General features: G+C 42.8%; 18 protein-coding genes. 9 read left to right on the top strand and 9 right to left on the bottom strand.

What is annotated here, in order from left to right; all coding sequences use genetic code 11:
• Positions 1–40 precede the first annotated feature (40 nt).
• The 3 genes from EAG18_RS21645 to EAG18_RS21635 all read left to right on the top strand — a co-directional run bounded on the left by EAG18_RS21645 (position 41) and on the right by EAG18_RS21635 (position 3642).
• Positions 41–1279, top strand: coding sequence for an NAD(P)/FAD-dependent oxidoreductase (locus tag EAG18_RS21645; protein WP_125254421.1), 1239 nt, complete (start codon positions 41–43; stop codon positions 1277–1279).
• 162 nt (positions 1280–1441) lie between these two features.
• Positions 1442–2494, top strand: a complete 1053-nt coding sequence (locus EAG18_RS21640) for a hypothetical protein (RefSeq protein WP_125254420.1) — start codon at positions 1442–1444, stop codon at positions 2492–2494.
• 74 nt (positions 2495–2568) lie between these two features.
• Positions 2569–3642 carry a hypothetical protein gene (locus tag EAG18_RS21635; RefSeq protein ID WP_125254419.1) on the top strand — a complete coding sequence of 358 codons (1074 nt, stop codon included), beginning with the start codon at positions 2569–2571 and terminating at the stop codon, positions 3640–3642.
• A gap of 65 nt (positions 3643–3707) precedes the next feature.
• On the opposite strand, the gene EAG18_RS21630 is transcribed toward EAG18_RS21635, so the two are convergent.
• Together EAG18_RS21630 and EAG18_RS21620 are read right to left on the bottom strand one after the other, a co-directional pair.
• Positions 3708–4943, bottom strand: a complete 1236-nt coding sequence (locus EAG18_RS21630; protein ID WP_125254418.1) for an MFS transporter — start codon at positions 4941–4943, stop codon at positions 3708–3710.
• 490 nt (positions 4944–5433) lie between these two features.
• Positions 5434–5961 carry an acyloxyacyl hydrolase gene (locus EAG18_RS21620; protein ID WP_125254416.1) on the bottom strand — a complete coding sequence of 176 codons (528 nt, stop codon included), beginning with the start codon at positions 5959–5961 and terminating at the stop codon, positions 5434–5436.
• Between the two features lie 170 nt (positions 5962–6131).
• Here EAG18_RS21620 and EAG18_RS21615 point away from each other — a divergent pair, with 170 nt between their 5' ends.
• Both EAG18_RS21615 and EAG18_RS21610 read left to right on the top strand, forming a co-directional pair.
• Entirely contained in the window at positions 6132–6878 is a 747-nt protein-coding gene (locus EAG18_RS21615) for a transporter substrate-binding domain-containing protein (RefSeq protein ID WP_125254415.1), read from the top strand.
• A 355-nt stretch (positions 6879–7233) separates the two neighbouring features.
• Positions 7234–8430 carry an iron-containing alcohol dehydrogenase gene (locus EAG18_RS21610; RefSeq protein WP_125254414.1) on the top strand — a complete coding sequence of 399 codons (1197 nt, stop codon included), beginning with the start codon at positions 7234–7236 and terminating at the stop codon, positions 8428–8430.
• 58 nt (positions 8431–8488) lie between these two features.
• Here EAG18_RS21610 and EAG18_RS21605 read toward each other — a convergent pair whose 3' ends face one another.
• Positions 8489–10513 carry a methyl-accepting chemotaxis protein gene (locus EAG18_RS21605; protein WP_125254413.1) on the bottom strand — a complete coding sequence of 675 codons (2025 nt, stop codon included), beginning with the start codon at positions 10511–10513 and terminating at the stop codon, positions 8489–8491.
• Between the two features lie 198 nt (positions 10514–10711).
• Here EAG18_RS21605 and EAG18_RS21600 point away from each other — a divergent pair, with 198 nt between their 5' ends.
• Positions 10712–11164, top strand: coding sequence for a pyridoxamine 5'-phosphate oxidase family protein (locus EAG18_RS21600; protein WP_125254412.1), 453 nt, complete (start codon positions 10712–10714; stop codon positions 11162–11164).
• Here EAG18_RS21600 and EAG18_RS21595 read toward each other — a convergent pair.
• Positions 11161–11565 (bottom strand): GNAT family N-acetyltransferase, encoded by a 405-nt coding sequence (locus tag EAG18_RS21595; RefSeq protein WP_275557365.1) that lies wholly within the window; start codon positions 11563–11565, stop codon positions 11161–11163. The two genes, EAG18_RS21600 and EAG18_RS21595, sit on opposite strands and share 4 nt — an antisense overlap.
• 726 nt (positions 11566–12291) lie before the next feature.
• On the opposite strand from EAG18_RS21595, the gene EAG18_RS21590 reads away from it, so the two are divergent.
• On the top strand, positions 12292–13752 hold the full coding sequence (locus EAG18_RS21590) for a hypothetical protein (protein WP_125254411.1): 1461 nt from the start codon (positions 12292–12294) through the stop codon (positions 13750–13752).
• A 305-nt stretch (positions 13753–14057) separates the two neighbouring features.
• Here EAG18_RS21590 and EAG18_RS21585 read toward each other — a convergent pair whose 3' ends face one another.
• The 5 genes from EAG18_RS21585 to EAG18_RS21565 all read right to left on the bottom strand — a co-directional run bounded on the left by EAG18_RS21585 (position 14058) and on the right by EAG18_RS21565 (position 21306).
• Positions 14058–15329 (bottom strand): HAMP domain-containing sensor histidine kinase, encoded by a 1272-nt coding sequence (locus tag EAG18_RS21585; protein ID WP_125254410.1) that lies wholly within the window; start codon positions 15327–15329, stop codon positions 14058–14060.
• Positions 15322–16656, bottom strand: coding sequence for a sigma-54 dependent transcriptional regulator (locus EAG18_RS21580; protein WP_125254409.1), 1335 nt, complete (start codon positions 16654–16656; stop codon positions 15322–15324). The genes EAG18_RS21585 and EAG18_RS21580 overlap by 8 nt, the downstream gene beginning before the upstream one ends.
• Before the next feature lie 230 nt (positions 16657–16886).
• Positions 16887–19316 carry an ABC transporter permease gene (locus EAG18_RS21575; protein ID WP_125254423.1) on the bottom strand — a complete coding sequence of 810 codons (2430 nt, stop codon included), beginning with the start codon at positions 19314–19316 and terminating at the stop codon, positions 16887–16889.
• The gene (locus EAG18_RS21570) at positions 19316–20038 is read right to left on the bottom strand and encodes an ABC transporter ATP-binding protein (RefSeq protein ID WP_125254408.1); all 723 of its coding nucleotides are present in this window, start codon (positions 20036–20038) and stop codon (positions 19316–19318) included. The genes EAG18_RS21575 and EAG18_RS21570 overlap by 1 nt, the downstream gene beginning before the upstream one ends.
• Positions 20039–20049: 11 nt before the next feature.
• Positions 20050–21306 carry a biotin/lipoyl-binding protein gene (locus EAG18_RS21565; RefSeq protein WP_125254407.1) on the bottom strand — a complete coding sequence of 419 codons (1257 nt, stop codon included), beginning with the start codon at positions 21304–21306 and terminating at the stop codon, positions 20050–20052.
• Between the two features lie 237 nt (positions 21307–21543).
• On the opposite strand from EAG18_RS21565, the gene EAG18_RS21560 reads away from it, so the two are divergent.
• Together EAG18_RS21560 and EAG18_RS21555 are read left to right on the top strand one after the other, a co-directional pair.
• Positions 21544–21951: a hypothetical protein gene (locus EAG18_RS21560; protein ID WP_125254406.1), complete on the top strand. Its 408-nt coding sequence runs from the start codon at positions 21544–21546 to the stop codon at positions 21949–21951.
• 12 nt (positions 21952–21963) lie between these two features.
• Positions 21964–22503, top strand: a complete 540-nt coding sequence (locus EAG18_RS21555) for a hypothetical protein (protein ID WP_125254405.1) — start codon at positions 21964–21966, stop codon at positions 22501–22503.
• Positions 22504–22754 lie beyond the last annotated feature (251 nt).

Here is a 22754-nt window from a genome sequence, read left to right as displayed (position 1 = left end):
ATGCCACATTTCTCACAATATATGATTAAGGAATTACAAAATGGCTAAGGAAAATGTAGATGTACTTATTATCGGTGCTGGACCCGCCGGCACCATGACCGCAGCAAAACTTATCAAAGCTGGACTCACGGTAAAAATTGTTGAGCGTAGCCACTTCCCTCGCTATGTCATCGGTGAAAGTCTTCTACCACAAAGTATGCAGCACTTAGAAGATGCGGGATTTATGGAAGCCCTTGTCGCACGCAATTACCAGAAAAAAATTGGTGCCAATTTTAAGCAAGATGATTTCCACGAATTTTTCGATTTTTCAAAAAATTATACTGATGGCTGGACTTGGACTTGGCAAGTACCTAGAGACGATTTTGATAATGTACTTGCAGAAGAAGTACAAAAAATGGGCGCTCCTATTGCGTTCGGTACATCAGTTGTTGATGCTAATATGGAGCTTGAATCACCTATTGTTAAAGTAGTAAACGAGGCCGGTGAGCAACAAGAAATCCAAGCAAAATTCGTAGTTGACTCCAGTGGTTATGGCCGCGTGCTAGCTAACTTATTGGACTTAAACGAGCCTTCTTCTTTACCTACACGTGCAACACTGTTCGCACAATTTAAACCAGCAAACGGTGTCAATACAGGCGCTGAAAACAATAAAGTCACTATTTTAGTTCACGAAGAAGAAGTTTGGGCGTGGCTGATCCCTTTCTCAGATGGCCGCGTTTCCGTTGGTTTTGTTGGTGATCCGGTTTATTTAGAGAGCGCAGAAGGTGATACCAAAACACGCTTTTTAACTTATCTTGCTCGTGATAAACATGCCTCCGCGATGCTAGAGGGAATGGAGCTTTGCATGGAGCCTAAGGAGATTAAAGGTTATTCCAAAGGGATTAAGCAGCTTTATGGCAAAAACTTCGTGCTAACTGGTAACGCTAGCGAGTTTATTGATCCTGTTTTTTCAGCGGGAGTTATGTTTGCGATTGAGTCCGGAGCTAGAGCCGCAGACTTAATAGTCAAGCAACTTGAGGGTAAAGCCGCAGACTGGCAACAAGAGTATGAACAGCACATGCTTGATGGTATCGCAGTGATGCGCACCTATATTGAAGGCTGGTATGACGGTCGTCTGCGCCGTTTATTCTTTTCAAATAACAAGCCGGAAAAAATAAAAAGCCAAATCACTTCTGTTTTGGCTGGTTATGTTTGGGACGACACCAACCCATTTGTGAAACGTAGTGAAAAAACATTAAATTTACTTTCGGATCTTCACAACAACCCAGAAGTAGCATAAGTTAACCTGACGTGAATATAATGAATCACGTCAAATTATACTAATAAGATGCGTTTCAGTAGTAGTGAAAGTAGTTGTGCGAACTCTAAGAGCTCACGAGATTAATACTCGGTCTTAGGCTCGTTATAGATGTGTCACTTGGCGCTTTAAAGGACGAAGACAATGAAAACTAACTTTGTATACACTGCTGTTATTTCAGCGTTATTATCCGGCGTGGCACTTAGCACTCCGGTGCAGGCCGCAAACTATAAAACCATACTTATCCATGGCTTTCAAGCGGATCAACTAAACCGCCCAACTAGCACGAATGTTGAGCTTGAAGGTCAAGAGTACTGGTCATCTTTTTGGATAAACCATGCTGATGCTCGCATCGATTGGCCTTCTTATGAGCGCCTAGAAGGTAAAATTGCCACTGACTTTATTTGGCCAAAATTAAAGTCATTTGCCGAGAATGGCACCTGTGATCCAGGATGTGTGTTTGTGACTCACTCAACAGGTGATCTAGTCGCACGTTATATCTTAGATAACCAAGCAACTTGGCTGCAAAATGCAGGCCTTTCTCCTTTGAATATTGTCGCTACCTTTGATTTAGCAGGTGCCGGTGGGGGCAGTGAATTAGCTGACACCGCAATTAATGCGGCAACTTCTGGTGGCATAGTCGGTGGACTAACACGTCAAGCTATTGAAGCGTGGCTAGGCAGTATGCCCGAAGAGTTTGGGATAATGTGGGATTTAAAGGTAAATAATGCCAGACAAGTCTCGCAATATCCGAGTGACAATGCGCCACGCCTGCGATTTGTTGCTGATGCAAGTGACTATTTTGGTCTCACGTCAGGCTTTTTACCTGGCAATGACGATGGTGTGGTATCTACTCATTCCTCTTGCGGTGCGTCGGCAAAAGGCAGTTTTGGAAGCTGTAGTAGCAGTGTTGCTATCAATGGTCAGCTCACCGCACAAGATGATGCAGTAACAAGCTTTATGCCCTATCACTACCCACTTCTCATGAGTGCTGAGTATAGTCACGGCAATCTTCCTGATAGAGACTATCAAGGCAAAGTAACCGCAGCACGCACCCAGTTCAATGCTGGATATAAGACTATTCGCTACAACACTTACGAAGAAACAACTGGCAGTTGGTTTTGGAAAAAAACTTATCGCTACGTAAGCGAGTCTGACTCTCAAAGCTTTTCACAATTGATTTTAAGTTCACTGTGATCACAGTGTCACTTTGCTAATTTCTATGTTGAGGAACTGACTTGCGCAGTTCCTTGTATTAACAGAGTAAGTTTATGAAAAAGTTTTTCTTAATCAGCACGCTTTTAGTCATCGTCTGTATTGCGGCAGTTTTTTTTGCCTTGCAGCGCCCAATGCCTCCCTCACCTACACCCGCCTTGCAGGCAACTCCTCCCCTTAATGTAAGTGCGATAATACCAACTCCGAAGGCGGCTACAGCGCAAGCCACAGCGTCAAAAAAACAACCTCTCATCGATGCCCTGCCCCTTGCACAAGCAGCGCAATCTGCGGCAGCACATTATGAGTACAGCATCTCCTTGCCACCCTATTCACAACCACTTGGGAAAGGGGATTTTGACAGACTCAACCCCAACCATTTTTACGCCGTTACTATGTTATTAGAAGATACCAACCAACAGGTGTCTTTGACATTAAATCAATATCGCTTTATTCATCCAGCAACCATCGAAGTTAGTTTATCTGGCAGTCAGTTTTCCAGTGCGGTTGCTACAGTCGTTGATCCAATGACACAACAGGCCATCGCAACCTCTCGATTAATAAAAAAAGCAGAGGTTTGGCAAGGAGAAATTGCAGGACAAGCAGACTGGCCACCTGAGTTAAATATCCAAGTTAGAGCAAACCCAACTAATGCAAAGCCCGTAGCACTGACCGCCAATGCTCGTTACTATCAACCCAGCGCTACTTTACTAACGATTGCCCAGCCATATCCCCATAAAAGCGATTTAGTCATTCCGCTTCAACTTGAGGTAAAACAAAGCGGTAGCTATCGGATCCGCGCAAACCTGTTCACACCTGATGGCACTCCCGTAAGTCATCTAGTAGAAAAGCAAAAGCTCAGCGAGGGTAAACAGGTCTTTCATTTAAAAGCCCATCACTCAGTGCTTGAGCCATTTTCAGCGAAGTCAGGCCCTTCACGATTTACACTAAAAACCTTTGTTATTGAGAAAATGTCACCCATGCCAGGAAAACGGGCACAATTTGGCGACAGTAAAGTCTCTGAGTATGAGATCACCGATTTTTACTTTGACGCATTGGAGCGTCAGCCATATCAGCCAAGCGCAGCGGAGCAACAGCGCCTTAGCTACTTACAGAAAATGGCTGGTAATTAATACCAGTTAAAAAGGTAAGCGGTGATACAGGTTCGAACACCGCATATACTGTGAGCGCGGGATATTTAAGAAGCTTCAGCGGCCACGCTTGGTTTTACCTGAGCAATACGATAAAAACCAAGCGCCGTGATTGATACTAATGTCATTACTATAAACAACATCATCCCTGAGTGCAGATCCAAGATAAGTCCACCTATTACTGGTGCCACAGCATATCCTAGGGAACAAAGTCCAGCGGCACCAAAGTAACTCGCTTTTAAGTTATCAGGAGCCAATCTATCAATGTACACATTGATATTTGTGAACATAATCGCCTCGCTTAAACTCAACACCATCATTGCTGCTATCCAACCCCAGACATTTTGTACATCATTGATAGCCATCATCAATTGAGATATCACCAAAACTATCCCGCCTGCATATAGTCGATGTTCAATTCGCCAATTTTTCATCAAATGGAGCAGCGGAAACTGGCAGATAATAATGACACTTGAGTTCGCTATTATGAGGCTTGAGATCAACCATGCTAATTCAGGTACTTGAGCACGGGTAAGGTATTGAACTAAGCTCGAATCACACTGAGCATATACTAAGTACACCAAAGTCGTGGCAACAAGCACTATCAGAAATACTTTATCTTTACGTAAAATCCCAAGCCACTTTGAAAACTTTGGTACAGATTTAGCTGCTGACTGAGCAGTTGCAAGCTGTGCTTCACTCAACTTAGGTCGAAAATAAAGCAGAGCAAATAGTAGACCAATATAAGATATACCGGTGTAGATAAAACTAAATTGCTCCCCGTTGAGCCCCGCCCATAAACCATAAAGAGGCCCAAGCGCTGCTCCCACATTGACTAAAAAATAGAGAAGGTGAAGCGCTAGTTCTCTGTCTTTTACATCTGCCAGTTCTTCGGTAAGTAACGCCTTACTAGGTGCATCCCAAAGCGTTCTGGGCAAACAGGCCAAAAATACCGATGTTGCGAATAGCCATAATGACTCTGCCACCGCTAGCATAGAAAAAGAAATCGCACCTATGCTGACAGCAATGTATAACATTTTGGTGCGACCAAAACGATCAGCCAAATTACCGGTGTAAAAGCCTAAAAAGACTGCGACCGTCGCAGATACCGTCAGCAGCAAGCCTACCTCAGTAGCGCTCAGCCCATAGTTTTCATACAGTATTACGGCTAAAAATGGCCACACCATGTAATAGCTGGCACGAACAAAAAAGTTGCCAATTAGCATCACCCAAACTAATGGGGTGAAACGCGTTAATCGTGTAGTTACAGAGCTTATTTCCATGGTTCTTCCTTCTTTATTATTGTTTGGAAAAAGATACCAATTTGCTTAATTAAGTGGTCTATTTTGAGGCGAGAAAATCTTGTCGATAACGAGGCAAAAATTTTGCTATTTAGTTGTTCTAAATGAGAAATTTTTAACGCTGTTAGCGTCAGGTTTACTCCTTCAAATTGAGCAAGTATTAAGTCAAATTGGTATAAAATACCCAAGCTCAAAAGGCGTAATATAACGCTAGTCAGAAGTTATTTGTCGTTACAGCTGAACACTGYGGCCAAAACATCCCTAAAACAGCAACATCAGCTGGTAGATTCTAACGCATTACGAAAGGAAAATAATCGTGAAATAAGTAAGAAAAGATTTCATCCTTGAAATCATAAAAGGGAGAAAAAACCGTTGTGCAAACCGGATCCGACCTGTTTGCAAAATCACGCTAAGGTTGAGCAATAACAGCCAGCCTACTGTTTGAATTCGAAAGTTGGTTTAGTAAACCGTATTAGAACCGCCTAACGTAAAATAAGTTAAAGAAATCCAGACCTGGATTATGATCACTTAGACCAGCATTTGAGTAATGTAAGTACCTCATTCCCACTTTGCTAGTTGGTGTTACGCTTAAATTGATACCAATTCGGTCTTCAAATTGATAATGCACACCAATATCTTTACCGGCAAAACGTGTGTCACTGACGTATGACATGCCAATACCAAATTCAAAATTAACAGGCATCGTGCCGAGTTTTGTTATTGGCACATTGAGCACAGGCGATAAAGCAATTGCAAAACTAKTGTCTGAACGTTTTGGGTCGCCATACTCCCAATAGTTCGTACTCAACTCAAAGTAAATGTACGAACCTTCACTAAACCCATATTCTGAAATACTAAAGTGTGCTGGCCGATAACCAAGCCTTAAGCCTTTAACGTCACCCTCTCCCATCACATAATCCAGTGCAACTTCACTACTATATGAAGGGATAGACACCAATAAGAAACCTAGCCAGACCATTATCAATGAAACAAAACGCATAACAACTCCTCAACCACGGAGACTAGTTTACGTCATTATTTAATTCTATAAACACACCAAAACGCACTTTAATGATGCCATAATGACACCAAATAAAAATTATCAAGGCACAAGGAAAACCAATACCAAATTATGAGTTATACTACCTAAAACGACCTTGAGAACGTTATATGCAGTATTTCATTGGGAGCGTTATCGCTATATTCAGTGCCTTTTATACACACGCTGACATACCAAAGAAAATAGATATCTACACCGAGCATTTTCCTCCTTATCAAGTCAAACAAAAAAATGGCGCCATCGGCGGTTTTGCTAGCGAAATTGTCAGACTCATCATGTGGGAAGCCGATTTAGGCTATCAAATCTATATGTTGCCATGGGCACGAGCCAAGTCATATGCCAGTAAATCGCCTTACGCATTGCTGTACTCATTAGCCAAGACCAGTGATCGAGAAGCGAATTACACTTGGATTGCACCGCTGTGTGAATTGAACGTCGCGTTTTACAAGCGTGCCGATGTAAACACTCACTCTCAGTGGAGTATAGAAAAAATAAAACAACATGTTGTTGCCGTTGGTGCCGACCAACTCTCAGAGAATTACCTGAAACAGCACGGTTTTAATCCTGACAATAACCTTGTATCGGTCAGTAGCTTTAATCGAGCTGGCGGTCTGCTTGAAAAAGGTAGAATAGACTTCATCTTCGGTGCGGAGAATTTTGTTGAAAGAATGGCAACTAGAATGGGTGTCCGTGCGCAATGGGATAAAGTCTTAGAAGTCCCCGACTTGAGTAAAACACTTTACCTCACTGCTCATAAAAATGCGCCAGAAGCTTACATACAAAAATTAAAAAAAGCAGCAGCTCAAGTACTTGAAAAACGTCATATGACTGACGTTGGCTGTCAAGTTAGGCCGTAACACCCTGCTGATCATTTTACTCGCAATCTCGATATGATAAGTCTACAGTACAGACTGGAGGTATTAATACCAATTTGACTTAAAACTTGCTCAATTTGAAGGAGTAAATCTGACGCTAACAGCACTAAAAATTTCTTATTTAGAACAACTAAATAGCAAAATTTTTGCCTAGTTATCGACAAGATTTTCTCGCCTCAAAATAGACCTCTTAATTAAGAAAATTGGTATAACCTTACAAATTTTACCGCGATTTAATTGGTATTGGGCTGTAGTCTGCGTCATACAGCTAACACAGCCTTACAATGCTTCATCTTACCAATTTCGCGCTCTTATTCTCAGTTATAGGTAGGTAACTATGAATTGGTTCTATCGCATTTACCATTTTGCACTCAAATGTATTGTGATTTTTATTGGTATTCCAAGCCCCAAACTACATCAGGGTAAACAAGGATTAGACAGTGCGATACAAGCACTGGGATTGCAAAAAGGGGACAACGTTCTGGTTGTCACAGATAACGTCTTATTACAGCTAAACCTCCATAACATCGTTGCAGAGGCATTAGAAAAAGCCAATCTGGTCGCGCATTATTACAGTGAGGTATTACCCAACCCTACCATAGACAACATTGAAAATGGTGTCGCGACATATCATCAAAAACACTGTAAAGCTATTATTTCTCTTGGCGGTGGCTCGGTATTAGACAGCGGCAAACTCATTGGTGCAAGAATTGTCAGGCCTCACAAGCAAGTTACCCAGCTAAAAGGTTTGTTTAAAGTACTCAAGCGCTTGCCTGCCAATATTGCTATTCCAACCACCGCAGGAACTGGATCAGAGACTACCGTTGCAGCTGTGGTAAACGACCCACAGAGCAATACAAAATACGCTGCAACAGACTTCTGCTTGGTGCCCCATCACGCTGTGTTGTTGCCAGAATTAACCACCAGCATGCCTGCACATATTAGCGCAACCACTGCGATTGATGCCTTAACTCACGCAATTGAAGCGCTCCTTAGTATCAACTGTTTGAAATTCAGTCAAGAGCGCGCGCTTTGCGCATGTAAAGCCATTTTTGAGTTTTTACCTAAAGTGCAACAGACCCCTAATGATTTAAACGCAAGAGCGCAGTTGCTACTCGCTTCTCATTACGCTGGTCAAGCCTTTACCAGAACATCTGTAGGTTATGTACATGCTATTTCGCATCAATTAAGTGCGCAGTATGGCACGCCTCACGGCCTTGCCAACGCAGTGTTATTGCTACCTGTACTCAAATGGTATGGTGATAGAATAAACCAGCAGCTAGCCTTAATCGCCAGATACTGTGGCCTTACTTCGTTGGACTACCCAATAGAACGACAAGCAGACGACTTGCTTAACCACATAGAAAACTTGTTGCGCGAGCTAAATATTCAAACCAAGCTTCATGAAGTTCTACAAAGCGACGCGGCATATTTAGCAGAGCTTGCATTAAAAGAAGCCCACCCAGATTATCCGGTACCACACTTTATGGATCCTTGCGCATGTCAGGGAATTATAAAAGACATTGCTTGTTAGCTGAATACGGTAACGATGACACTGCACTTCGTAACAGGCGTTGTCATCATCACTGACATTACAATTTAAATCGCTCAACTAGTGTAGCAAGGCGATGCGAGAAACTACTTAAAGACTCACTGCCCCTTGCTAAACTTTGCATAGCTTGAGCGTTCTCGCTTGCAGTGCTCTGTGCGTCTAGCATCACTTGCTCTATTTGTTGACAGTCTGTCGCTTGATGTCCCGCAGCTTGATTTACTTCTTCACTTAGCGTAGTCACTTGTGCAATCGCGGTGGCTATCTCATCCATTGCCAGTGCAAGCGCTTCGCTTTGTTGGACACTGAATTCAACATCTCGTTGGCCAGAGTTAATCGCCTCGGCGGCAGTATGTGTATCTTGTCGCAGTGCAACAATTTTTTGATTGATTTCATTAGTTGATTCTTGCGTGCGAGACGCAAGTGTTCTTACTTCATCAGCAACCACTGCAAAGCCCCGCCCCTGCTCTCCAGCACGTGCAGCTTCAATAGCTGCATTTAACGCCAGTAGGTTAGTTTGTTCAGCAATAGAGACGATAGTATCTAAAATGCTGCCAATACTTTCACTGTGTGAGGTCAGCTTGGCCATACTCTCGACCGCCTCTGACATACGTGTACTCAAAGACAAGATATGCTGCTTATTTTCTTGTGCATTTTTGCTCACTTCGGTTTTGTGTTGGTTGGCAGTGTGAATGCTTGCAAGACTCTCAGAAGAGCGCTCAGACACAGATAAGGCACTGGCTGAAATACTTTGTGATAGCCGGTTTGCATTGTCCATACGTCGCATCTGCTCTGTGGCATTCCCTGCTATTTGCTTACTTTCCCGCAGTGAAGCTTGTGATAATGCTTCGAGCTCATGTACCTGCTTGTTAATCGCCTCTAACAACTCCCTTAAGTTGTCTTTTACTTGGTTGATGTTATCAATTAACTGTCCAAACTCATCGTCATTACGTTTGCTCATTTTTTTTGAAAAGTCACCTGCAGCTAAGTGCCTCAACATTTTATTTACCGCAGCCAAAGGCCCTAACATCGCACGGCTGGTTGATACAGAAATAAACGCCCCCAGCACAATAAACACCACAACCAGTATCATAGTCACATTTTGTGCCCGCTCGATTAGTACACTGATCTCGCTTTGTGCATGATTAAAAGCTACATTGGCATTTTGCTGCATTTTTTCAAGCTCAGCTAAAATGGTAAAACCATGCTGCTCAGATTGTTTATACAGTGTAGCGGCTTGCTGTTGCTTATTTAGCTTCTCTTTTACTGCGCTGTAAAGGTAACCTGGCGCTTCTAGCTTTTCCCTCAGTCTAGCCATTCCCTCACCAAACTGCGCCAGTAGCGGCTCCGCATTCATTCCTACAGCTTGGCGCTGTAAAAATGCCACGTTATTGTCAATATTATCCAGTAAAAACAGCATGTCTTGTTGATGAGGCGTTAGCTGTTGAAGTGATAGCCCACTTATCCTCTCACTGTTGTTTTCAAGGGTAAAGAGCATGTCATCAATACGAACCCCGGTACCTATCATTTCCTCTAATTGTCTCGTATTGCTGGTCTCTAGTAACTCAAGATCCAGCATCGCATTGCTGGCCGTTTCTTTATCTTTTTTCAACGCTTGATATTGCTCATGAATGCGTTGTTGTGCTTCTACAGCATCGGCTTTAGCCTGTAGCATTTGTTCTGCTGCAAGACTTAGTTTACGACCAAGGTTAAGTGTACGTTTTAGCGGCTCTGCAAATGTAGGCATGGATTCCGTTAATGATGTCAAATGCTGTTGGCGCTCAACATACAACGCGTTTCCCGCAGCGAATCGCTGCTTTGCGTCACTTATCTCGGCTGCACTTTCTAATGTGTAAGCTTGGGCAATAAGCTTACTGAGTTTAAGTTGTTCAAGCTGCAGAGCATCAGCACTGCGCTGAATTGGTAGTGTGACCTCGCCCATATCTTGATTGGCTGATTTGATTTGCGCTAACGCTAAGTAGGCTAGGATACCTGCAATTAGCAGCAGCAAGCCTAATGCACTAAAGCCTAAAGTAATTTTTTGTTTTATTGTTAGTTTACTTAGCATAATGTCATTGCTCTAATTTGAGTAACCAAACTATGTTACAAACGGAATAAAAAACCAAGTAAATACTCTAAATTTTATGAACTCAACTATTAAAAAGGTAGCTATAAAACCTTACTTTTGCTTACTTACTTTTTGATTTTATTTTTAGTTTTAGCGATCATAGTGGAAAACCACCTGATTATTTATGAGCATATTACAGTGAGAAAAACTGCTATCATAGAAGCTAAGGCCTTGTGTCAAAAACATAAGAGCGCGTTTTTATCTACCCTATCAAGCAATCAAAAAGGGTTTCCTTTTTCCTCTATCGCCCAATATATCTTTCTTGATGATAACCACTTTTATTTTTTTATAAGCGATATAGCACAGCACACGAAGAATTTAATTAAACACTCTGAGCTTTCTTTTATGATTTTAGACGATGGTGATGTCGCAGACGTTGAAAATGCTCGAGTCACTATTTTAGGCCATGCCCATAAATTATCGAGAGATGAAAGCCGCGCGCAAATTGACCAGTTTATTGCCACCCATGAAAAGGCACAGCAATATGCCATGCTCGGCGATTTTAACCTTTGGCGAGTGGTCGTTACACGAGTACGGTACGTTGGTGGTTTTGGACGCGCATTTTGGCTTGAAAAAGGTGAGTGGTATTAAACGGCGAAGTCGAATGTATTTTGACTTTGCTTCGCAGACTTGCCTTTGGTATTCAAAACAGCATGCCAAAATGCACGAGAGCTGGGTGTATCGCCCTCTTGCTTGACCTTCCAGCACCCTTTATAAATAGACCAGATATGCGCCATAAACTGGCTGGCATACCCTTTTCTGCGTTCTGAGGGAATAATATAGAGTGCACAGACCTCAAACTCTCTGCGGCGTGAAATACATATCGCAATGAAGCCCACCAACTTGCCATCTACATATAATAAATATGCCATGTTCGTTGCACAGCATAACTCAAACAAGCCAAGTTGACGCGGATAATCGCTCTGCTCCAACAGATGTGTCATTGTCTGTTCACTGTATTTATCAACTCGAATAAGTTCTAATTCTGCCACGCTCGCTCCCCCTAAACAGTAAGCCTATATCATCCGCAACGTTTGTGGGTAAATTGTGAAGTTAAATAAAATTATTCGATTTGCACTTAATATCTGAAATTTGGTTTGCGTGATTGTTTGTCGTAATGCAACAAATCAGCCTGGTATCAATACAAGCTTTGATTAAGACGCAGGACTTATATGTCCCAATCAGCGTAACAAATTAACCTGCCATAATTACACTCTTTTACACTTCCATCCTGTACCTAAGTTAGTATATTTTCTGACCTTAATTGATACCAATTTTCTTAATTAAGTGGTCTATTTTGAAGCGAGAAAATCTTGTCGATAACACCGCTACCGCGTTCTGCTATCGCCAAAGTACCGACGTCCATGCAGGCAAGACAAAAATTTCTTATGTCGTTGTTTTAAATTAGAGATTTTTAACACAGTAAACGTCAGATTTACGCCTTCAGATTGAGCAAGTATTAAGGCCAATTGGTATAAAAGGTTGCTCTACTTATTATGAATTACAGATTCGCTAACCCGTTTCACTATTTTGACTCAGCACTTGAGCTGTTTGAGGAAGTACATAACTAAGATTGCGTTAATAGCCTCTTTCTAACATCACCAGATGGAGTCCCCCATCACCCATATAGGTACTTTGTTAGATGGAAACGTAATGTCATTGCCTCAATATAGAGTGCTGAGTAAAGCAAATGGTGTTACTTTTGAAAGGATTTTATTATGCGTGTAATACTGACTATACTCGTTTGCGCTACCACATTGCTGGTAGGCTGCGGTGGAAGCGCTTCAGACTCAAACACTGTGCCTCCCCCAAAAAATATTGCTCCCAACCCTGCGCCTAACCCTCTGGAAAATAAACTCAACCTCAGCGCACTTGATCAACAAAATAGCCTGTACTCCAGCGATTTGGGTTACACCACAGCTTTGGAGCGCGTCTTTAACTTAAAAAATGACAAGCTATTAGTGCTAGGAGAAACGTCAAGTGTTGAAGAGCCGGGAAATAAAGAAGGTTTTTATGCCATCACTGATCCTAACGGTCAAACTTATCAGTTCGAACAATCAACTGAGGGGTTTGTTGATGCTTGTGTATTCGATTCGGGTGAATACATTCTTGGTCGATTTATACAAGAAGGCGACGATATATTCAGTGTGCAACTAGAGCGTTATGATGAAACTGGCGTACAGCTAAAAAGCGCACCAATGCAAGCACTATCAATGGATGTCAAATATGATATACCCACTGACAAAAACGCTTGGCTTCTCAAACCTTTTACTATCATCCCGACAGATGACCCTCTTAGCAACACAAAATACACTCAAACCAGTATCACGTGGTGGCGCTTTAATAATGCTAAGTTCACCTGCCATGATGAAAACTTATATGTTAGTTATAATAATGGCGGACGAAAAATTGCAAAATATGACGCCAATTTACAACTAATGTGGCAAAAACCTATCGATATTCGGTATTGGGGGAATAGCACTCGGGCTTCAGGAGCAATAGAAATTGCCGTCTCTGATAATGGCTACCTTTATAGCGCTCAAAACATCAGCACAGATGCAATCCCCGCATATAACCATAAATTTTCGACGGTTCATGCTGTGCCCCAAGGTGTTGCGCAAAGTGACATGCACGCCATTGTAAAAACATTTAACCTCAATGGCGAATTACTGAATGAGCAGTTTATCAGCGACAATCACTCTTCTTTAATTGACGATATCAAAGTACATCAAGATACCGTGTTTATCGGTGTATCAGCGCGGCGAAGCAAAGCCGATAATACGCGCTATTCTAGTGAATGGGATGTTGGTTTGATACAGGTTTATCATGGTGAACGAATACCTCAGCGGTATTGGTATAACATAGACAAAGAAGATGTGCTGAGAGGGTTGGCAATAGCTGATAATACACTTTATCTTTACGGTCATATCGGTGGTGTGCAAGTAGACACAAATAGCTGGGTTGAACACACCAATGGGTTTATCGGACAACTGGACATAGACAACTTGTCTGATCTATCGATCGAAACATACCACACCGAGCGCTCTGCGAGTATTCAAAGTTTATCGGTACATGACACAGGTACTATTACCGCCGTTGGTATTGAAAATGCACCGATGACGCATTCCGCAGATACCTCTATGGCGGGACTGTTTATAAAAGTGAACAGTAACCCATAATGTTACTCTCGCGAAGCGCTGTATAAATGAAATACTTAATCTGAGGTTTGGGGATAGCGATGCAACTTTATTGGCAATAACTGGTTGCCAGCAAAGCTTTAATCACCCCAAACCCAGATCTGGTAATATCAATTATTTTAATTAGGTGGCCTATTGTGAGGCGAAAAAATCTTGTCGATAACTCGGCAAAAATTTTGCTATTTAGTTATTCTAAATAAGAAATTTTTAACGCGGTTAGCGCCAGATTTACGCCTTCAAATTGAGCTAGTATTAAATCTAATTGATATAACAGACGCTCTGTACAATTAGCACAAGGGGAGCGTGATCAGCGCTTTAGCCCCTTGATTGTCCGCTAAATTACTCAAGTACAGCTCGCCTTGTTGATTGCGAATGATTTCTCGACTGAGTACTAAACCAATGCCCGAACCGTTCGGTTTAGTGGAATAAAATGGGACAAAAAGATTATCTAAATTATCAATGCCACCGCCATTATCTTGTAGGCAAAGTTGCCACTGTTGCCGTTTTTCAATGGTGAGTGTAATACCTTGCTTCGAAGCTAATTGATTTGCTTGTAGTGCGTTATTCACGAGATTAATCATGGCTTGTGTGAGCTGCGGTTCATCACAATACAGTACACCTGAACTCAGTACGTCTATTTGCACTTCAGGAAAGAGCGCTTGCCAGCGGTTAGCTAATACTTCAACCGCTATCGTTTGTTTTTCTACCGCAGGTAATTGAGCAATTTGCGCATAATTTGCAACAAATTGCTGTAAGTGTGCCGCACGACTCTCTATCACCCCTAGCATTGTTTGCTGCGTTGCCAATGGAATTGCGTCTCTGTCTTGTTGTAATGATTGCGCCATGGAAGACACGGGAGTAAGGGAGTTACGAACCTCATGGTTTAGCACTGAAAGTAACTTTTGCCAGACTTGTTTCTCGTTGTCTCTTAGCGCTTGCTCCACCGATACAAAAACCAGCAATTGATAGACACGCTGCCCGCGATAAAGTGGGTGTGATGCTATCTTGTATCGTGAAGAGTGTTGTTGTAACTGCCACTGACTATCGACCTGATTTAATGCCAATTTTGACGCTGGTATTCCATCTAGGGTCATATTTGGATATATGTCCGCCATAGCACGATTGGCAAAATAAACCTGTTGATGACCATCAAGCACAAGTACTGGCAGTGATAACTCACTGATAAAATTAAAGACAAAAGCCTCGTTTTGACCATATTCTTGCCGCTTTTGCTGTAATCGTTCAACAACTAACTGAATTTCGGCTTTTAGCGCTGCGACTCGACCACCTTGATAGCTAGATAATTGCCATACAGTTAGCTCCTCGTTGGAGATGCTATCTAGCTGCACAGCAAGGTTATCAAGTACTGACATCACCTTGTTGTAGCTATACCAAAGTGTCAGTAAAGAAGGCACTAGTAAGGCTAAAAGTAAGGTTATTGCCCCCAATAAAGTCAGCTCAAAATAAATAATGGTCGCAATTAATAGCGCAGCAACAGTGACTAAAGGAACCGCAAAACCAAGCCATAGTTTTTGCTCAACGGATGTGAGCTTAGCCACCTTGGTTGCCCTTTAATTTGATTTCATGTTTTTCTACACGTCGATAAATTGCAGATTTACTCAGCCCCAAAAACTCACCAGCGGCAACCACATTTCCCTCAAAGTGACGAATAGCATTTTCTATCATCCGCTTTTCAGCCTCTTCAAGGCTTAGCAACGGCATATCTTGCTCGTGAAAATCTTCATCTAACTCAAGATCTTGTGCCCCTATCACAGAGTGCGCCCCTAAAATCACAGCACGCTCAATCACATGGGATAATTCTCGAATGTTGCCAGGCCACGAGTATGCTTTCATTTTTGCAATTGCTGCATTACTTAAGCTGCGTTCACCACCTGTGTCATTGCCATGGCGCTTGGTATGTAGCGCTAAAAAATGAGCCGCTAAGCTGGGTAGCTCATCGGCTCGCGCTCTAAGTGCAGGGACGGTTAAGATAACCGTATTTAAACGATAGAGTAAATCTTGGCGAAATAGTCCAGTTTTCACCGCGTCGCTTAGATCAACATTAGTAGCCGAAATTATCCTCGCGTTACTGTTACTGGTCTTTGAGTCGCCGAGCACTTCATACTCTCCGCTTTCCAGCACTCTGAGCAGTTTTGCCTGTTGTGCTACCGGCAAACTGCCAATTTCATCCAAGAATAAAGTCCCATTTTGAGCCATTTCAAAGCGCCCTGTGCGATTCGCTTTCGCATCAGTAAACGCCCCTTGGCGATGACCAAACAACTCACTTTCAAATAGCTCTGTGGGAATTGCGGCCATATTAACACTAACAAAAGGCTGCTCACTACGTAGACTATTGTTATGGATGTACCTTGCTAACTGGCTCTTACCACTACCATTTTCTCCCAATATCAATACATTTGCATCGGTTTTTGCAACCCTTAATGCTTGTTGTAGTAAACGACTGGGCATTTTATTTTGCGTGTTATTTGTGGGTGGCTCAGTAGTTGTTTGCCTTGTTTCAATGTGGCGTTTAACGGTTTTTAACAAGCGCTGGTTTTGCCATGGTTTTTCGATTAGATCACACGCACCTAGCTGCATTGCTTGTACCGCCAATTCGACTTTGGCCCAAGCCGTGATGACTATCAAAGGCACCTCTATCGACACTTGCCGAAGCCACATCAAAAATTGCAGCCCTTCTTTTCCCGAGGTAGTGTCTTTATTGAAGTTCATATCCAGTAAAATCAGTGCTACAGGTTGCTCTGCAAGTATGACTTTTGCCTCGTCGGGGTGTGAAGCTTCGATACTCTGATAACCGTGGCTTTGCAGCAAAATAGTTGCAGACATACGCACATCAGGATTATCTTCAATGATTAAAACAGCTGTCATCGTTTCCTACTTCTTGTTTGTTTATACCAATTCTCTTAATTAAGTGGTCTATTTTGAGGTGAGAAAATCTTGTCGATAACACCGCTTCCGCGTCCTGCTCACGCCGAGGTACCTACGTCCTGTAGGCAAGGCAAAAATTTTGTTATTTAGTTGTTCTAAATAAGAAATTTTTAACACTGTTAGCGTCAGATTCACTCCTTCAAATTGGTATTAGGTTCTTACCCACACTTTTATTGCCTTATTGCGCTCATTGGAGCGGAATTGATGAGTTGTCTCATCGGATATACTGCACAGAAAAGTGCAAAAGTAAGTAGTGTCATCAGCACTACCAAAAACCAGCTTGGCTTGACTAAAAGCCACTCAGATGATGGCGCGCTCAAGTACAGCCCAACTACGACTGTCACAGCGACAAAAATTGCCGCACAAACGGGTATCAGCGTGTCTGATATTAACAAGCGATATAAACGATGTTTTTTTGCACCCAGCGCCATGTGCATACCAAACTCATATCGTCGTTGCTCAAAGCTATAGCTGAGCACGCCGTATATACCTACACCGCATAACAATAAGCTAAAGCCACATAGCCCAAAGCTTAACAACAAAGTGAGACGTTCTAAATATGTAAGCTTATGATATGTTTGTGTTAGGTCTAAAAACCGCCATATACCAGCCTGACCTGCTACGGATTGAATAGCCGATTGAACTTGAGCACGCGTCAGTGTTACATCAGGTTCCATTTCAATAATAAATGGGTAACCAAAAGGTAGCGCAGGCAACCAAGCCGTCTTGCCTTGAAGCTCGGTATAACGTTTTGGATGGTTGAAATTTTGTGAGATCCCGACCACTTCAGCTGGGACATCGGGGTTAAATATAAAGAATGTATCTCCGAGAACATTGCCCCCCGGCTTTAGAGCATGTGCGGCTGCTTCTGATACAATGACTTCTTCTTTGTCCCCCCTAATCGCCGCTTCACTAAATGTGCGCCCAGCAATCAGCGAAAGCCCTGTTAATGCAAAATAATCTGGACCTACATTTGCTCGGATCATACTTGGCATCCATTCACCAGCCAGATCCCGCATCGCAACCACCGCTAAGTCGTTTTGTAATGGGCTTTCACCATGTGCTACCCCCACCACACCGGGTATTTTTCTGAGTGCCTGTTTAAAGTCTTCAATGTGTGTGTAGCGCTTGGGAAATGGCGTCGAGTCATTTGGTATATGTAGCATCACACTGTATATATTATCTACCTGAGTTCCAAGGGGTCGCAACAGTGTATCCGCACTTTTGCTCAGCACCAGCGTTGCACCAAGCACCAGCACTGTGGTGAAAAATAGCTGAACCGCGACCAGTATTTTGGTCATCTTCATGCTGAGCGCTTTCACACTCCCTTTGCCCGAAGTACGTATGCTTTGACTGAGTTGATTAAAATTAACCATACGCGACGTTACAAAAGCAAACAATAACGCCAACAACAGCACTATCAAAACTGCGCTAAGCAACACAGTAGAGTCCAGAGAGAGTGTATCAATAAGCGGTAAGTAACTGTGAGTCAGGGATTGTACTAGCCGCAGTTGCCACGCCGCAAAAAATAGCCCAACCACCACGGCACTTGCAACTAGCAATAACGCTTCGAGGAAAATGCCACGAAACAAAACACCACGCTTTGCACCAAGCATTGCCTGCAGCACAAGCTGTTGTTGAAGTGTGTGAGCGCGAGAGATGAATAAGTTACTTACATTAAAAATGGCAATGAGCACCAAACACATCACACTGAGTAGCACAACAATAGCCAAGGTATCATGGCCTGCGACTTCTACATCCCGGTATAGACGTATGATAGGTTTAATATCCTGTAATTCTTGCTCTGCTGATTGCCATTCTCCTCGATGCCTGAGACTGTTTTGATAAAGCTGCTGCGCTAAAGTGCTGTGTGTGCCTTGCTCGGTAAGTATCGCCAATAACTTGAGATTTTCCTGCCTACTTGTCCATGGATGATATTCACCACGCTTGGTACCAAAAAATCGCTCATTCTCTGAGAAGCTTAACCATAACTCTCCCTTACCTTGGTTTAAAAAATAAGGGTCTGAATAGGTCTGAGCAGCCACACCGACCACGGTATATAGCTTATCAACGATCCGTAAGCTCGCGCCCAGCACGCGAGCTTCGCCATTGAAATACTTTTGCCACAATGGATAGGAAATAATCACTTCAGGGTTTTTCTGATTAATATCTTCAGTCGTAGTCAAGTATCGACCCAGCACAAGTGGCATTTTCATCATAGTGAAGTAGTCATCACTTACAAAACTCAGCGTCAGTTTAGGTGAGCCTGGTAGGTTTTCGACGACATCCGAAAAACTACTGATCAAAGCACGCTTTTGATAAAGCGCCTCGGTTTGTCGCCAATTAAGCATGTTTTGAACACTTTGCATGCCTTCAAATACCCGATCTTGATAGATATTGTTTTGCTCAATGACCACAAAGCGTGACTCACTCTCTATATCAAGAGGTTTAATAAAAAAGCCGCTAAACAGGCTCAGCGCAACAAAAAAACAGCTTAGTGTCAGCGCCAAGGTCAACACTAATGTAATACAGAAACTAGGCACTTGAAGTAAGCTTTTGATGGCCAGTGTGGTTTGCCGTTGGAGCTGCATCAAAGTCATCACATAACCTCCGATAAATGAGCTGAGTGAGACACTTTGCTTTTTGACACCAATACTCCATCCAGCAGTTGAATTTGCTGTTTTGCGTAGCCTGCATAGCGGGTGTCATGAGTAACCATACAAATGGTAACACCTTGTTCATTGAGGCTGTTCAGCAAAGCCATCACCGCATCACCATTCTTAGAATCTAAGTTACCTGTGGGTTCATCCACCAGCAAAATACTTGGCTCGCCCGCAAGCGCTCTGGCAATAGCTACCCGCTGTTGCTGACCTCCTGATAATTGACTCGGTTTGTGATTGGCTCGGTGGGACATCTCTACTTGCGTTAACGCTCGTATCACGCGCTGTTCGATTTCTTGAGCTGTGAGAATTGGCTCTCGGTAGTGTAGCGGTAACGCAACATTGTCAAATACGGTTAACCCATCGAGTAGATTAAATGATTGAAATACGAATCCAATATGTAAATTCCTCAGTTCTGCCTGAGTATCTGCATCGAGTGAACGGGTTTCAACACCTTGAATGCAATAGCTGCCTGAGGTGATCTCCTCTAGTAGCCCTAAAACACTGAGTAACGTCGACTTACCCGAACCCGATGGCCCTGTAATTGCGAGATAATCACCTGCTTTGATGTTTAGACTGATGTTACTAATCGCATGGGTTTCTACATCCTGACCGTAGTAAACCTTGCTTACTTGGTGCAATGCCAAAATGGTATTATCCATTTGCTTTTCCTTTACCGATTGAGTGATGTAATTGTTATTTTTTTTAAGTGTTGATGAGCTGACATATCTGACATCACCACTTGCTCACCGGCTGAGCCGCCTTCAAGTATTTCAATGGCATYGCCGGCTAGTTTACCAAATTTGAAACTTTTTTTGATGAGTACATTTTCTTGTTTATCTAAAACAAATAAGTCGCTATTGGATTGTGGAGACAGCCACGGTAATTGCGGGATTGAGAGCGCGTCCTGTATCCTTGCAGTAAAGATTTTACCCTCGATGGTCAGTGCCGGACGCGCGTTACTTGGCAGTGCCCCCGTTAACGCCAGCTCAATGGCGATACGACCGTCTTGAACAACCGGCACAACACGACTCACCGTTGCAGCAACTTTACCGACAAAGGTATTGATCATCGCCGGCTGCCCTATCACTACCTCACTGGCCTCTCGTTCAGGTACTAACAAGTCTGCCACCAGCAGACGTTCACTGCCCACCACCGCAAGAGTTTGCCCCGGTGTAATTGCTTGCCCTTGACTCACATTAACAGCTTGCAACATCCCTGCGATCCCAGCTTTGACGTTCAGTTGTTCCACAGCTTGTTTTGCTATGTCATGGCTCAGCTCATATTCTTTTAGCAACTCCTGCTCAATCTCAATACTTCTAATATGTAGTGCTTGCATTTGTGTAAGTTGTTGCTCACTGAGTAAAACGCGGGTTTTTAGCTGTTCAAGAGTCAGGACGGAGCGCTTATGATCAAGTTCTGAAACAATGCCTTGTTTCACTAACAGTCGCTCAGCTTGCTCTCGGAGTTTGGCACTCTCACACTCACTATGTAGCAGTGCTATTTGCCCTTGCAAGGTAAGTAATTCACTTTGCTGACTGAGCTTCAATGCGTCAACACTGGCGCGTTGCCTAGCAAGTGTTAACCGTTCACGCTGCAATCTTTGCGTCAGCTCAGGATTAATCAAGCGCATAATAACGGTATCTGGCTCCACTTTTGTGCCTGCAAGATACTCGACCGTGCTTACTTGAGCGGAAAATGTTGTGGTGATTTCTCGGCTAAGTTTCGAACGTAATTTTCCATACCCAGAAACGCTATACTGTATCGAGCTTTTTTGAATTGGTGCAAAGGTAATCGTATTCGCATCAAGCTGATTATGCTCTTGAGATAGCAGAAAACTCAGTGCCACAAACACACTAAGCGTTATACCTAGCCACCGCCAAATGGGTGACTGACGAGAGGATTTATTGCGGCTGATTTTAATGTCCATAGTGTTATCGCACTGTTTTTTGATTTCATAAAGCGAACACCATGCCAAAAGTAACCTATTGATATATAGTCAATTTAACAGTCTCCTTTTCGTTTACTCTCCCAATAATGGGACAATATTCAACAGCGCTGGGACAAGCATGTAGTGCGCGTCGCCAAAGTCTGTAGTTTGTGATTGCAGTTGCTAATTTTTTGAGCTAAGTTAGTCCCTGATACATTAACGAAGGAAAGTAATAAAATGCACCGCTTACTCATCTGCTCTGTTAGTGCAGTACTGGCGCTCTCAGGCTGTAATTCAACTCCACATAACGACACACCCGCTGATAAAAACCTGACTGTTGGTGTGGTTCAAAAAGAAATCAAAAATGGCCTTCCGGCCAGTGACGTCGCTATTGCATTAGGCAGCCCTAATATTGTCAAGACCGATCCTGATGGCAAAGAAGTGTGGATCTATGACAAATTTACCAAAGAGCAAGTGTTTCAAACGAACTCGGGAACATTGGGCTACTTCTCAGGGAATGGTGGTGGCATAGTGTCAACGGGCTATGACAAAAGTAAGGTTAGTACTAAGACGCTCACGGTTGTCATCAAGTTTGATAAGAGAGATACAGTCGAAAAAGTAGCGTATCATACCAGTTCGTTCTAGGAGCAATAATCAATGAACGCCCTAGTAACAGCAACCGTTAAAGGTGTCGTACTTGCGACAACACTGCTTGTGCTGAGTGGATGTAAAAGTTCCGCACCACAAATGTCAACGATGGAAGTGCGTAGCTTACAAACCAAAGAATATAGCGATGCAGAGTCTATTTTGGTTTACCGTGCACTTGTCAACGCACTGCTGGATAGAGAGTTTACTATCAGTGCGTCAGACTCATCTTCAGGTGTGCTAATAGCAAATTACTCCACCACCCAAACCAATACCACCGAAGCGGTCACCAAAGCACTGGCAACCTATTTCACCCTCGGCTTAAACTGGATATTTGGTGACAACAACATGGATGATATACTTACTGTTGATGTCTCTGCCAATGTTGCCCCAATAAAAAGCGGTAGTCGACTTAGGATTAATGCGGTGGCTAAACGCCTAAATAGCGATGGTGAAATCGTCGAGTCGCAAATGATAGTCGACCCTAATTATTATCAGGGTATCTTTGAACAAATAGAAAAGTCGGTGTTCTTAGAGCAAAACATCAATTAAACCCAAAAGCTGAGCCTACTACTCAGCTTTTTGATACCCATTACGTTGAGTACTACGCTCTGATCTTTTGGCAAAGCTTACATTATACCAATTCGCTTAATTAAGTGGTCTATTTTGAGGCGAGAAAATCTTGTCGATAACGAGGCAAAAATTTTGCTATTTAGTTGTTCTAAATGAGAAATTTTTAACGCTGTTAGCGTCAGATTTACTCCTTCAAATTGAGCAAGTATTAAGTCAAATTGGCAAATTGG

Source organism: Pseudoalteromonas sp. J010, from assembly GCF_003934235.1.
Lineage (GTDB): Bacteria > Pseudomonadota > Gammaproteobacteria > Enterobacterales > Alteromonadaceae > Pseudoalteromonas > Pseudoalteromonas peptidolytica.
The sequence above is the reverse complement of the archived record's forward strand: the minus strand, read 5'-3'. Positions and strand labels throughout refer to the sequence as shown.